The organism is Stenotrophomonas rhizophila (genome assembly GCF_007667275.1).
Taxonomy (GTDB): Bacteria; Pseudomonadota; Gammaproteobacteria; order Xanthomonadales; family Xanthomonadaceae; genus Stenotrophomonas; species Stenotrophomonas maltophilia_AE.
This window is the reverse complement of record NZ_VDQT01000001.1, coordinates 313,325-326,532: the sequence shown is the minus strand read 5'-3', so window position 1 is coordinate 326,532 and position 13,208 is coordinate 313,325. Positions and strand designations below refer to the sequence as shown.

Annotated in this window: 8 protein-coding genes; 5 read left to right on the top strand and 3 right to left on the bottom strand. The window is 58.2% G+C overall.

Annotated features, from left to right (window positions below):
- Positions 1-12 precede the first annotated feature (12 nt).
- The 3 genes from FSZ13_RS01280 (at position 13) to FSZ13_RS01270 (ending at position 9,401) form a co-directional block, all read left to right on the top strand.
- Positions 13-810, top strand: a complete 798-nt coding sequence (locus FSZ13_RS01280; RefSeq protein ID WP_145477628.1) for a CHAD domain-containing protein — start codon at positions 13-15, stop codon at positions 808-810.
- Positions 811-996: 186 nt separating this feature from the next.
- Entirely contained in the window at positions 997-5,187 is a 4,191-nt protein-coding gene (locus FSZ13_RS18850; RefSeq protein ID WP_428999956.1) for a hypothetical protein, read from the top strand.
- Between the two features lie 443 nt (positions 5,188-5,630).
- Positions 5,631-9,401: a DNA-binding protein gene (locus FSZ13_RS01270; RefSeq protein ID WP_145477627.1), complete on the top strand. Its 3,771-nt coding sequence runs from the start codon at positions 5,631-5,633 to the stop codon at positions 9,399-9,401.
- A 120-nt stretch (positions 9,402-9,521) separates the two neighbouring features.
- Here the strand turns inward: FSZ13_RS01270 and FSZ13_RS18675 are convergent, their stop codons facing one another.
- On the bottom strand, positions 9,522-9,884 hold the full coding sequence (locus FSZ13_RS18675) for a hypothetical protein (protein ID WP_260844062.1): 363 nt from the start codon (positions 9,882-9,884) through the stop codon (positions 9,522-9,524).
- A 541-nt stretch (positions 9,885-10,425) separates the two neighbouring features.
- Positions 10,426-11,157, bottom strand: coding sequence for an SDR family NAD(P)-dependent oxidoreductase (locus FSZ13_RS01260; RefSeq protein WP_145477626.1), 732 nt, complete (start codon positions 11,155-11,157; stop codon positions 10,426-10,428).
- Positions 11,158-11,311: 154 nt separating this feature from the next.
- On the opposite strand from FSZ13_RS01260, the gene FSZ13_RS01255 reads away from it, so the two are divergent.
- On the top strand, positions 11,312-11,629 hold the full coding sequence (locus FSZ13_RS01255; RefSeq protein WP_249834295.1) for a winged helix-turn-helix transcriptional regulator: 318 nt from the start codon (positions 11,312-11,314) through the stop codon (positions 11,627-11,629).
- Positions 11,630-11,698: 69 nt separating this feature from the next.
- Here the strand turns inward: FSZ13_RS01255 and FSZ13_RS01250 are convergent, their stop codons facing one another.
- The gene (locus tag FSZ13_RS01250; protein ID WP_145477624.1) at positions 11,699-12,607 is read right to left on the bottom strand and encodes an alpha/beta fold hydrolase; all 909 of its coding nucleotides are present in this window, start codon (positions 12,605-12,607) and stop codon (positions 11,699-11,701) included.
- An 85-nt stretch (positions 12,608-12,692) separates the two neighbouring features.
- Here FSZ13_RS01250 and FSZ13_RS01245 point away from each other — a divergent pair, with 85 nt between their 5' ends.
- On the top strand, positions 12,693-13,064 hold the full coding sequence (locus FSZ13_RS01245; protein WP_145477623.1) for a MerR family transcriptional regulator: 372 nt from the start codon (positions 12,693-12,695) through the stop codon (positions 13,062-13,064).
- Positions 13,065-13,208: the final 144 nt, after the last annotated feature.

Here is a 13,208-nt window from a genome sequence, read left to right as displayed (position 1 = left end):
ACAGGTGGATTCATGTCAGCAGACGCACCCGGCCTGGCCGCTCGAGATCTGCTGGTGAAGGATGCCCGGGCGATTCTGGATGCGCTCCCTGCGGCGAATGACCAGAACGAGGCAATTCATGTGGCCCGCAAGGCGATCCGCCGGATGCGGGCCGTGCTGGGGTTGCTCACGTACGACACCTTTGGTGTGGAGCGCGAAGACCGTGCGCTGAGGCAGCTCGGCAAAGGCCTGTCTGGCATGCGGGACGCGCACGTGGTGGTCGAGACCGCCAATCGACTTCAGGCGGCGCACCCGGAACTGGGCTGGGCGCCGATCATCGAAGCACTGGAACTGCGGCGTACGCGAATTCTGCAGCGTTCGCTGGCCGTGGACCCTGGATTTTTACGCAGGCGGCGTGTTGTTGAACAGGTTCTGCAGCGGCTTGAGGTCCAGCCTTGGCGTTCGTTGCGGCGGCGTTCGGTCCGGACGGCGCTGGATGCAAGTGAACGTCGAGCGGCGAAGGCTGGTAAACGGGCCGCTCGTGCGGATGATCCAGAAGCCGTGCACCGGTGGCGCCGACGGGTGCGGCGGCTCCGAATGCAACTGGATGCAGCTCAGGTTCTGGATGCGCTGCAGGGACATGGCGACGCACATGGAGCGGTTGTTCGGAAAGGCAAAGAGCTGCACCGGATCAGTGACCGGCTGGGTTGGAGCCAGGATGTGAGGCTGCTGCGGAACCTGGTTAGGAACATGCCGTGGAGTGAGGGCAAGGGTCGGGTGATGGGTCTGGTTGAGGAGCAGTTGGCTCAGGCTGGGGATGAAGTGCGGTAGGCCCTTCTAGGCCAGTCCGCGTCTTACATAATATACATTATGCGAAATGGCGTAATCGCCCGGGTGGTGCGCTTCACCGGATCCGCATGGCAATTGCTGGTTTTCTTGGAGGATCGTGATCCTTCTCGATTTCATTGGGACTTTTGAGGCGTTCAGGGACACCGTCCTAAATAACGAGCCGCTCTCGTGCAACAAGCGGCCAGCCTTGCCCTGCCCGCCCAACTGGCCCAGCAGGCCGCCGAGGCAGTGCGTGAGCTGCTCGCCGAAGCGGCCGCCGAGAACACGACCCGCAGCTACACCAGCGCGCTCCGCTATTGGGCAGGCTGGCACATGGCACGCTATGGGCTCGACCTGACACTGCCGGTGCCCGACCCCGTTGTGCTGAAGTTTGTGGTCGACCACGTGGTACGCCGCAATGCCGAGGGCGGCCTGACCTGGGGGCTGCCGCTGTGCGTGGGCCCGTTGGGGCCTGACCCTGGATCAGATGGTCGCACCTATCGATGGACGGCGCGGTCAGACCTCGTCCAAGTCGCAGTGGATCGCCCAAAGACGCCCGAGCCTTGCGACAATCATCCGATGCACCCACTCTTTCATATACAGACCGACCACATCCATGCCTTGGACGACGGACAGGCCAGGGAGCTGTTGGCTCGCCTGTGCCGTCTCCATGTTCAACGTGCGGGTTTCGACCCGGCTGCCGTGTTCTGGGGTGGGAACCAACGGGCCAGTGATGGCGGGGTCGATGTGCGGGTCGGCTGCCAACCAGCCGCAGTCCTGAGCGCCCCCCTGAGCCGCAGCGTGGCCATCGTCCAGGTCAAAGCCGAAGTCTTTGAACCCTACAAGATCGGGCCAGAGATGGCGCCCAAGGAGGTCATCCGCCCTGCGATTGCTTCGCTGGCAACGGATGGCGGCATGTATGTGATCGCCTCCACCCGCGACGATCCCGCTGATCCGAGGCGGACCGATCGCGTGGCTGCCATGGAAAAGGTGCTCGATAAGCACGGCTTGGCAGGCAAGATCAAGGTCGACTTCCTCGGCGCGCGACAGATCGCCGATTGGGTCGAGGACTTCCCCCCACTTGCCATCTGGGTGCGCGAGCGCATCGGAAAGTCTATTCAGGGATGGAAGGGTTACGGGCCATGGGCATACAAGGAAACCGACCAAGATGCCGAGTTCGTTGTAGGCACGGAGCCACGGGTTTTCGGACCGGGTGCTACCGATGGAATGACTGATCTCCAAGCCATTGAGGCGATCCGGCGCAACTTGGCGGCGGGCGGCACGGTGCGCTTGATTGGGTTGTCTGGTGTGGGCAAAACGCGACTAGCTCAGGCCCTGTTCGATTCTCGCATTCAAACCGACATGCCTGCTCTTTCCCAAGATTGGGCGATTTATACCGATATCTCGAACGGCCCTGATCCGTCCCCAGAAGCCATGATCGAGGCGCTTAAGGGTTCCAGCGCTCCGTCGATCTTGATCGTGGACAACTGCGGTCAGAAATCGCATGCGGCCCTCGTCGAGCGCAAGGCAAAGACCGCCAAGACGCTTGGCCTGCTGACAATTGAATATGACATCCAGGACGACCTCCCCGAGGACACGGTGTTTTATCGTTTAGAGGGCGCATCTGACGAAACAATGTCGGTGCTCCTGCGCGCACGCTATCAGCATCTTTCCTTGAACGATGTGCACACCGTTATTGCCGCAAGCGACGGCAACTCTCGCCTCGCCTTCGCGCTGGCTTCCACTTCCCAATACACCGATGACCTGTCTTCCCTGAAAGATGGCGAACTGTTCCGACGCCTGTTCGAGCAGTCCCAAGGCGCCGGCGACGAATTGTTGCGCTGTGCCAAGGCTGCGAGCCTGATCTATTCGTTCGATGGTGAGGATGTGTCGTCCACCTCCGAGATGGGGATCCTGACGGGGTTCGCCGGCACAACGATCGCCGATTTCCGACGCAACATGGTCGACCTCAAGCGACGGGGTTTGCTGCAGGAACGTGGAAAATGGCGCGCATTGCTGCCCCACGCAGTTTCAAACCGTCTGGCCGCACAGGCACTGGAAGAACAGCTCGCATCGGAGGTCGAGGATCGACTGTTCAGCCATGCGCCAGAGCGTGTGCGTTCTTCGTTTGCACACCGCCTGAGCTTCTTGCATGGATCGAAGGCCACCCAATCCCTAGTCGCTCGCTGGATGGCATCAGACGGTCCAATTGGAGCGCCAGCCTCGTTGTCCGACCCCAGCTTCCATATCTTCCAGCGCCTTGCTCCGGTTGCTCAGGTGGCCACATTGGACGCGGTCGAGCGGTCCGTTTCCTCTAAGAAGGCCGGTGATCTGGATGAGTTCCGGATCGAGAAGTTGGCCAGCATTACTAATTCCCTCGCCTATGAGGCCCTCAACTTCGATCGTTGTATTGATGTGCTGATAAAGCTGGCACTCATGCAAGCTGCCAACCGAAGCCGCCGCGAGCGACAGCCTGAATACCTGATCGCGTTGTTTCAAGCGTATGGCTCAGGCACGCTAGCCCATGCCTCCCAGCGCGCACCTCACATCAAGCGATTGCTGGCATCCGGCAATGAAACCGAATACGAGATCGGTGTTGCATTGCTGGTCGAGACGCTCAAAGTGCGCGGCTTCCGCAGACATGGCACGTTTCAGTTCGGGGCACGGACACGCACGCAAGGATGGCGGGCGAAGAACGAGGCCGAGCATCGCCAATGGTATGAAACCTTCCTCACCATGGCCGAACCGATGGCGCTGCAAAACAACCAGTGCGGCAAGACCATGCGCGCCGCCTTAGCTAAGACAGTTGCAGGATTTGTCTACGATCCGTTGCTTCTACAGCATCTGGAACGCCTCGCGCCCGACTTCCTCCACATCGACGGCTGGCTTCCGAGCTTACATGCAGTTAGGCAGCTGCTCCGCCACAAGGACCTGCGCGGAGACCCGCGCATGCGAGCTGAGGCATTTGAACAACTCGTGAGCCCCCAGGGACTGCGTGCGCAAGTCCTGGCAGCGATTGCAATGCGAGATCCTTATGACTACGCCAAGCTTCGCGAAGATGGCGACAATGTCTATGAGCGAGTGGCAGCCAATGGTCTGGCCCTAGGCCGAGAGTTGGCGAGTGAACCCGCACTCCTACAAGACATCCTCCCCCGGCTGCTGGAAGGCGAAATTTTTGGTCAGGCGCATTCCATTGGTCAAGGAGTGGCGCTCGCATTTGCCGATGCCAAGCCACTCATCGATATGGTGCGCACAGTGGTCCAAGCCGCAAGCGCACGGAAGTCGTGCAATCTCACTTTTGTCGGTGGCTTGTTTCGAGGTTGGCACGAGCGCGATCCAGCGTTGGCATCACGCCTTCTAGATGAGGCACTTAATGATCCGATCTTGGGCCCGTGGTTCCCGACTCTGCAGCTGCAGGTGCCATTGGACGCTACGGGAGCGACGCGGCTGGTCGCATCAATTGAGGCCGATTTCGCTCCCATTCTGTCTTACCAGTTCCTCGGCCCCTCGCTGAAGGCCCTCGATCTCGTCAACATCGCCTCCGTTCTCAATGCCTTGGCTACTAAGGGCCCGGAAGGAAGCTATTCCGCAATCGATGCTCTGTCATATGTGGTATATGCAGCTCGCGATCGCGAGCCGGAGTGGAAAGACGCTCTGGCGACGTTTTGCCGAGACTTCATGGTGCGGGCGGAGTGGCCGCCCATCCGCGAGTTTGGTGAGCGTTTGGATCACGAAATGTCTCAGATCCTCGCATTCGGAGTAAGGCATTCCCGATCCTTCAGGAGCGTTCGTCCCTTGCTCAAATGTGTCGATGACTACCGAAGAGATAGCTCGAGTTATATGCCAAGCGATAGCGGCAACTACCTGGCGCCGATCCTGCAGCGCTACCCTCAGGAAACGCTAAGCGTTCTCAACCAAAGGCGCTCGATAGAGCAGCGGCACCGCGTGGTCGACATGGTGCTGGGCGCCTGGCATACGGATCACACGGGTGTGCCCGGGCCGGTGATGGCGTCAGACACCTTGGTCGAATGGTGTGCCTTGAACCCTCCCAAACGGATCGCATTCGCGTCTCGGATCTGCCCACTAGACTTGCCCGTCGAGGGAGCGCCTTCAGTGGTGGCACGGCTGTACGCACTCGCACCCGACAAAGGTGTCTTCGTCCAAGCCGTGTTGGGTCGCTGCGTGCGGGCGACCAATTCCAGCGAAGACCTTCCCAACTTAAATGCAGGCATCGAGCTTCTCAAAAATTTGCCGGCAGCCCCTGGATCCTCAGAGGCAATCCAGCGAGATCAAGCCGTCCGGGACCTGCGAGAGCGCATCGAATGGTGGAACCAGATGCTGGGACGCACGGGGCGCGAGCGGGATGAAGGATTTGAGTGAAGGCCGTAGACCCTATCCGGAAAAACCAGTGTCGCGGTCCTCACCAAGAATTTTGCTGTTGGAGGCGACAAAAGAGGCTTTGTCTACCCCCGATGATTCCACCTTATCCACGACTGACCTTGAGCCTACCGTGGTCCCGGAGAGATGAGAGATAAGGGATGGGCGGAATCTGGTGTTAGCCGAATTGACGCCAACGACCTATATCTTTCCTGGATCCGTAAGCACGGCCTGCCCCCTCTGCAATCCCACCGGAGATGGCAACCGCCTGCCGAGGTGCCTTGGGAATCCCGTGATTTCGCTCGGTTCGGCGTGATGAATGGGGACTCAATGAAGCTATTCCAAGAGTCCTGTGTTGCTAGCATGCATTAAGCTGACGTAAGGGCCCTGGCGCCCTATTGCCAATCGATACCCCACCCAAACACTTTTGCTCCGACAGGATGTCCATGAAGCACCCCGACTTCGATATCACTCGATCAAGCGTTGCCGCCGGAACCCCAGTCGGCATTGCCCCTCAGGAGGAGCATATGACGGATGACGCGACAAGCAGTGATGGAATCCCCAAGCTAACGCCGCTGACGCCAGAGTTCTCAAAGTCGGATCATACGCCCTACGTCGACGCGCTCACGGATGCCCTAGTCACCCCCCAGATCCGTAACATCGCCCTATCAGGGACGTATGGCGTTGGCAAAAGTAGCATTCTTAAGGAGCTGGTGCGTCGCAATGAGGGGAAAGTGCTCGAACTCTCTCTCTCGACGTTAGCTCCGTTCGAGTCTGTTGCAAATCAGGGGGCGCTACCCCCACAGGCGATAACGCCGACTAATCGGATTCAGCAGGAGATCGTCAAGCAGCTCCTCTACCGTGAAGAGCCAAGAAACACGCCGGGATCCCGCTTCCAGCGGATCGAGCGCTTCAACTGGTCCCGAGAGCTGCTGATCGCATTGATCTTTGCACTGATCGCGGTTGTAGCGTTCCTACTGACCGGCTGGGCCGATCAGATCGCCAAGGTTCTTCCTTTCGGGACGGCAATGGGCAATGGCATCTACTTGGTGCTGGCCCCGGTCTTCATGGGTACGGCGCTGACCCTGAGGAAGCTTTTCCACGGCCGGCTGCGGATCAAGGAGCTCTCTGCGGGGGCGGCGACGGTCACGTTGGATGATCGGTCAGTATCGTACTTCGACCAGTACCTGGATGAAATCGTCTACTTCTTTGAGGTGTCCAAGCGGAACATTGTTGTGTTCGAGGATATCGATCGATTCAACGATGCGCACATCTTTGAAACCCTGAGATCGCTTAACACCCTCCTGAACGTTTCGCCACAGATTGAAAGCGAGATCAAGTTTATCTATGCGATCAAGGACAGCATCTTCGATCAGCTTGGTCTGCAGCAGCAGGGCCGGCGACTTGAGAGCGACCTGCTGGCAGCTGATGACACCGCACTTGCCGAGACAGTTCGAGCCAATCGGACTAAGTTCTTTGACCTGGTGATTCCGGTTGTCCCCTTCATCACCCATCAGAACGCGCGAGATCTCACGACACGTTTGCTGAGGGAAATAGAGCACAGCATTGAACCCAAGTTGATTGATCTTGCCAGCAGGCACGTACCCGAAATGCGTCTGCTAAAAAATGTGCGCAACGAGTTTTTGGTCTTCCGGCATCAGATCCTGAGGCCGGCTAGCCGCCTGAAGCTATCGGAGACTGAGCTGTTCGCTCTGATGTTGTACAAGAGCACACACCTAAGCGATTTCGAAGCCATTCGCCTTGGCGGCAGCAAGCTTGACCTTCTCTACAACCATGGTCGAAAAATCGTGGCCTTCAACATTGATCGCCTGGAAAAGGAGCTATCAGCCACTTACCGACGGGAGTCATTGGCAACCGGGCTGCAGACGCGAAGCGAAGAACTGGGCGAAGCATTGCTCGGAATCGGTCAGATGCTGATGCGCGCTGCTTCCCATCACGTCACCGATGGGCCATTTGAGCTCTTGGGAGTCTCGTACTCAATCGCGACGTACAAGGGCGTTGACTTCTGGAAGAGTTTTCAGGACGCCGCCATGGATAGTGTCATCACGTTTAGCGTCAAAAACGATCACTACAACCGCACTCAGATACTGTCGCTGAAGAAGAGTGACATTGTGCAATTGCTCGGTGAACGCTGGAAACCAGAGCAGTGGGGTCAACTGGACGCTGATGCTGAGGTCGCGCGGCGTGCTCAGATTCATTCAGATCTAGTCGAACTCCGCGCGGCAGACATGGTCCAGCTCCTTGGCCGGGAGGATTGGGTCGCCCCGCATTCGGATCAATCGATGTCATTGGATGCCTTGGCACAGAATGAGTTGAAGACGGGACTGGCCTATCATCTGGTCCGTGCCGGGTACATCAATCGAAACTTCAACCTCTACACCTCCGTCTTCCCTGGCGATCGTGTTAGCGCCGCGGCGATGAACTTCCTCATTTATCATGTGCAACGAAACACGATGGATGAACACTTCCATCTCGAGCCCGATGAAGCAGATGAGGTTATTGGTGAGTGCGCCGTAGGGGACTTTGGAGAGCCGGGCATCTACAACGTCAGCATCTTGGATCGTCTGCTGAACGGTGGAGAACGCAACCCGGGGTACCCGGCCATCCTCTCACGTCACATGGCTTCGTTGACGAAGATGGGGGCCGATCAGCGGCGCTACCTCCAGGCGATCCTGGCTGGAAGTTCCGAGAAAGATGCCGTTATTAGGCTTCTAACTCCCATCTATGATGGGATTTTAATTTACCTCTGTAGTGAGGTTGACGTTGAGGAAAGCGCCCGTTTGCGGCTTATCGGCGTAGCACTAAAGAGCATGAGCGGCAGGGTCAGATACTCAGTTGATGCTGCGTTTATCGCCCACTTCAAGGCGAACTATGCGTTGATCCCTTCGCTTGCTAGTGAGGAGCTGGATGATCGCTCCGCGAAGGGAATAGGCTCCATTTTTCTGCGCTGCGGACTCAGTGCATCTAATCTAGGCAGCCTGGCGCCAGCACTACGGAGCGACCTGCTTGCTCGGGGCCTCTATGAGATCACGCGCGAGAACATGGTCTCCATCATGGATGGCGGGTCTGTTGCCCTGGACGCCATTCGTTCAATGAGCGATTTTGCCTACGATCATATGATCGGCCATCTGTCTCAGTACCTCCATTCAATCTCACCTTCAGACTTTAGCGTCGATGTCAGCTCCAACTATCTGGAGATCCTGTCGGAAGTGGCAGAGTCAGAAGACGCGGACCTGGAGACAATCGGTGTACTCATTTCGCGAGCTTCCCCTGACTGCATCATTGAAGATCTCGATGATGTGGCCTCGCAACTTTGGCCGCTGGTCGCGCAAGCCATAAGATTCAGAGTCTCGCTGCCCAACCTGATTGCGTACTTGGATGAGTTTGAGAGTATCGACGCGCCCTTGGCCACCACTCTGCTGAAGACCCCATCAATTGCCGATGTTGAGGAGGTGGAACTTGAGGGCAGGCAGAGAGTTGCCAAGGTGATATTGGCCGCGAGTGACGTCCTTGCTGCGGAGCGGCGCGTGGAACTGGCGACGATGCTTGGCTTGGAGGGGCCACTGCCGGTAAGCGAGCTCGTGGTTGAGAGTGGTGAGCTGTTCGGGCTTGCCCTGAAGGCGAAGCTGATCGAAGACACAAAGGAGACCTACCTCGCCTTGGAAGGTACGGATTGGGCAACCCGAGCACACTACATCCAACGTTCAAGAAGCTTTGGGGAGTTCATGTCGCCCCAGGTGATCGGAACCGATCTGGCTGATTTTCTGCAAAGCGCTCAGGTTCGCAAGAAGTTGAAGAGCAAGGTTGTAGAACGGATCGACGCCTATGCATCCTCTGCAAACGTTGCGGGAATTCAGCAACTGCTGAAGGGGGCTATAGAGGCTGGTTTGAGCATTCCTCTGAACGCCATCGAACGATATGCACGCGTACCGAGAGTCTCTCCCGCGGTGGTCTTTGAACTTCTAGGGCCGCACCTGGCCACGATTAACCTTGAGAGGCTCCTAGCAATTCTGCATAGCCTGCAAGGTGTCTACAGTGAGCTTGCTGCGAGCGGCGCCGGTAGGCCGCTACTTCCCGACGATCCGTTCGTTCGACCGGTCCTTGCCCGACTGAAGGACATGGGAATCCTTAGTCAGTTCTACGACGACAACAAGAAAAAAAGGAAGGGCATTCGGGCTATCAAGAGGTACGCGTAATAAAGGCGTCCCCAACAATTGGCACCGCAAGCGCGCCGGGGCTAACCAAGGCTCCGCTTCCGGGCAGACGCGGTCATCCGACCTACACCCGAAAAACATCCCTTATCGCTGGTTCGAGCCTCATTCTGGCCTGAGCGCCGCCTCCAGCAAGTTGACGTAAGTATCCAATCGGGTCCGGACAGCCATCAATACCCAGCCAACCGCATACATCAATACCATCGCAAAGATCAGCAAGCCACCCACCAGATTTACATCGAACGCCCCCGCCCAGTCACCCCATTCCCAATTTCGAAACTGTAGGTACAGGGCAATCAGAACCGGAAACGGCCCCAGCTTCTGCAAGCCTCCGTACATCAGGCCCACCCGTTCTGTCATGCCCTGGCGAAGGGCGGTCACGAACCGCAGTCGCTCCTCTCGCTGGTTGCGGGGGAACTCCCGGAGCGACTCGATCAAGGTACGCCAATAGTCGAACTCGCCGTCCATCTCCTCAGCATGAGACAGTCGAGGTTTGGCGTACTGCCGCCACTCTCGCTTCGCAGTGAGTAGTCCGCCGACGAGAAATCCTCCAATTTCGATGAGCAGGCAAACCGACGTGGATACGGCAGCCTGTACCGGGGGGGAGGAGTGAGGGAGGCGCGGCCGCAGCCAGCAACCCGACGCCGGCGGCCAGCAACCCTATACGGAACGACCACTTCTCAACCCGGGAGGGCTTGGGGTAGATGCTTTGATTGGCCCACATCTGAACCTGCTGATAGAGCCAGGAATACGTCAGCTCGCTTGTTTGGGCAGGTATTCCCTCATCAACGCCACTCCACATCTGCATGTCCATTGCAGTCACCCCGATTCTCTTTGGAGAGCCACTCCGCCTCATGCTGACGGCTGAGCCTTTGGCCGATCATAACGTGTCGGGACTCTATGATGGCATCGGGGGCGTCGCTGCCGGCGCCCCGCTTGTTGCCCTCTCACCCGGCCGGGCCCCAGGCTCAATGCCCAGCCCGTGCATCCACAGCTAAGCGCTTGGTGACTAGACTTGGCCCATGCCTCCATCCACGCACAACTCCACGCCCGTTATGAAGCTCGACTCGTCGCTGAGAAGGAACAACGTCGCAGAGGCGACTTCGGCGGGCCTGGCCATTCGACCGAGAAGAATCGGGGCGACGATTGATCTACGCATCTCATCAGGGACTCGCGCCATCATCTCGGTATCTGTAGGCCCTGGAGCCACCACGTTGATGCGGATGCCGCGGGGGGCCAGTTCTGCCGCCCATGTGCGTGCATACGAGCGAAGGGCAGCCTTCGTTGCGGCGTAGGTTCCGTAGTTGGCGATGCCGAGTGAGCTTGCTACCGACCCCATCAGCACAACCGCTGCGCCCTCTTGAAGCAAGCCAAGGGCTTTCTGAAGACCGAAGATCTGGGCGCGCACGTTCACCGAGAAGTGTCGGTCAAAGTGTTCTTCGGTCACTTCGGCAAGTGATGCTGGCTCACTCAGGCCTGCATTCAGTACGAGGGCGTCGAGGCGAGAGAACTGGCTGCCAACCTCTCTCATTACCCGACCAATGTCTTCACGGACGCTTGCATCGGCGACGATGCCACGGCCACCTGGACCTATCGCTGCGACGCCCTCCTCCACCTGTTTGCGGTCACGCCCGGTGATGAACACCGTTGCGCCCTCCGCAGCGATCCGAGCAGCCACAGCCAAGCCAATGCCCCTTGCACCGCCAACGACCAGGGCAACTTTTCCTTCCATCTTCTTCATTCGTGAGCACCTGTAAAAACCAAGAGTGCTGCTAAGATATACGCTGGATATCAAGTATCAAGAACGCACCATGACTAGCCTAGATATACCCGGTGATACCTGTTCGGCGGAGAGCTCTGAGAAAGTCCTCTCTGACATGGCGCAGGTCCGACCGATGCTGGAGAAGATCGCGGACAAATGGACGATCATGATTCTTACCGTGATCTGCCCGAAACCGTCCCGCTTCAATGAGATCAAGCGCCGATTGGACGGAATTACCCACAAGTCTCTTGCCGATGCGCTTAAGCGCCTCGAGCGACACGGCCTGGTAACGCGGACCGTACTGCCAACCGCACCAATTGGCGTCGAGTATGCGATCACCCCTCTTGGTCACTCCTTGAAGCAGCCCTTTGAAGCACTATGTAGCTGGGCCTTGAAGAACGGCGGTGAGCTTGAGGCTGCATGCACACGATACGACCAAGGCAAGCATTGAACTTGCGTAAGCCTGCCGCTCCCATTGGCGTGTTGGGTCTGAACGCATTCGGGTCGGTAGCGACCTCGCTTAGTGCGCACTCGCTGCATCAACGAATGCGGAGAGATCTCGGTTGAAGCGTGTGGGCTCCTCTAAGAAGGGCGAGTGGCCTGACCTTGCGTACAGTTCAACTGCGGTCCTGGGATAAAGTTCCTTCGCCCGCGCTGCGGAGGCGCTTGGCTGAACGAGCGCATCCTGCTCACCGTAGATGAGCAGTAGTGGCTTACGCATCGAACCGAATCCTTTGGCAGAATCGATCGACATGCCGTGGACGGCGCCCTGCATCTCGCTTGATGCCATGGCCGCAGCGGCGAGCGTGCGCTGGAACGTTGCGTCGTCAGGCGCTGTACTGAAACACAGCGCGACGAATTCCTTCTCGCCTTCAAGATGCAGTCGCAGGTCCGATGACGCCATGCCGCTGTAAACGGTGGGTTGGGCGACTAGTTGTTCCGGCTTGAGCTCGATGACCCCGCCTACATACACCGCGCCCGCAATCTGTCGGTCCCCAAACGCAGCCAGATAGTTGGTGATGACAGCAGCCCCGAGGGACCACCCTACCAGCACAGGCTCGTGTGCTCCTGAGTCCCTGATTACGGCCGCGAGGTCATCCGCCCAGCGACGGCCCTCGCGGTAAGCGTCCAGCTCCACTGGCTTGTCGGACAGGCCGTGTCCGCGCATATCAAAGGTGATCAACCGGTAGCGCTGCAACTCAGGGGCATTAACCTGTTTTTCCCAGCTGAGGTGACTACCCAGCAGCCCGTGAACAAAGATGATGGGCTGCCCCTGAGGATTCCCCGCCTCTTGAACAGCGATTTTGACTCCGTCCAGTGACTCAACTGTGTAAGCCCGGTTTGTGCCGTGCGCAAGCAGTGGTGCCAGCAACAGAACGATGCAATAGAGCCAGGTGTATCGAATGGGTGATGCTTGGGGAAGGGCCATGGATAACGAACCTCATTGAGCGGAACTCAGAGGCTAAACGCTGACACTAGTGTTAGAGTCAAGTAGACGTTTCCAGGATTTCGCGATGTCCAAGCAACCCAGCAATGACCTGATGAAGATTGGTGAGCTAGCCGAGGCTAGCGGCGTCAGCGTGCGTTCGATCCGACACTACGATCAGCACGGGATGTTGGCATCTTCCCGATCAGGAAATGGCTACCGCGCGTTTCAACCGGTGTCGGTCAACCAGGTGAAGCAAATACAGCGCCTTATCGCGGCGGGCTTCAGCCTAGAGGAGGTCCGTAGCTTCCCGGAATGCATGCTGTTGATCGAAGGTGCACTGGCGTGCCCAGAAACCAGCGAGACACAGCGCAAGAGGCTGGCGATTCTAGACAAGCAGATCGAAATGCTAAACAAGCAGAGGTCTCGCTTGCGTGCCATGCTCGTAGCTTCTACGTAATTATCCTGCTCTGCCCCCCATCTTGTCAGGTTGGCCCAGTTCTCCACCTACTGGTGTGATTGGCTGTTGCGAAGCCGGGTAGTAGTCCATGACGAGCGGGACCAGCACCGATCGCCACACCGGCGGCGTGGCAGCCCCGTCTGT

Coding starts and splice junctions, on each gene's coding strand:
- FSZ13_RS01270 (WP_145477627.1), top strand. CDS start 5,631: ATGAAGCACCCCGACTTCGATATCACTCGATCAAGCGTTGCCGCCGGA.
- FSZ13_RS01260 (WP_145477626.1), bottom strand. CDS start 11,157: ATGAAGAAGATGGAAGGAAAAGTTGCCCTGGTCGTTGGCGGTGCAAGG.
- FSZ13_RS01250 (WP_145477624.1), bottom strand. CDS start 12,607: ATGGCCCTTCCCCAAGCATCACCCATTCGATACACCTGGCTCTATTGC.
- FSZ13_RS18675 (WP_260844062.1), bottom strand. CDS start 9,884: ATGGACGGCGAGTTCGACTATTGGCGTACCTTGATCGAGTCGCTCCGG.
- FSZ13_RS01255 (WP_249834295.1), top strand. CDS start 11,312: ATGCTGGAGAAGATCGCGGACAAATGGACGATCATGATTCTTACCGTG.
- FSZ13_RS01280 (WP_145477628.1), top strand. CDS start 13: ATGTCAGCAGACGCACCCGGCCTGGCCGCTCGAGATCTGCTGGTGAAG.
- FSZ13_RS01245 (WP_145477623.1), top strand. CDS start 12,693: ATGTCCAAGCAACCCAGCAATGACCTGATGAAGATTGGTGAGCTAGCC.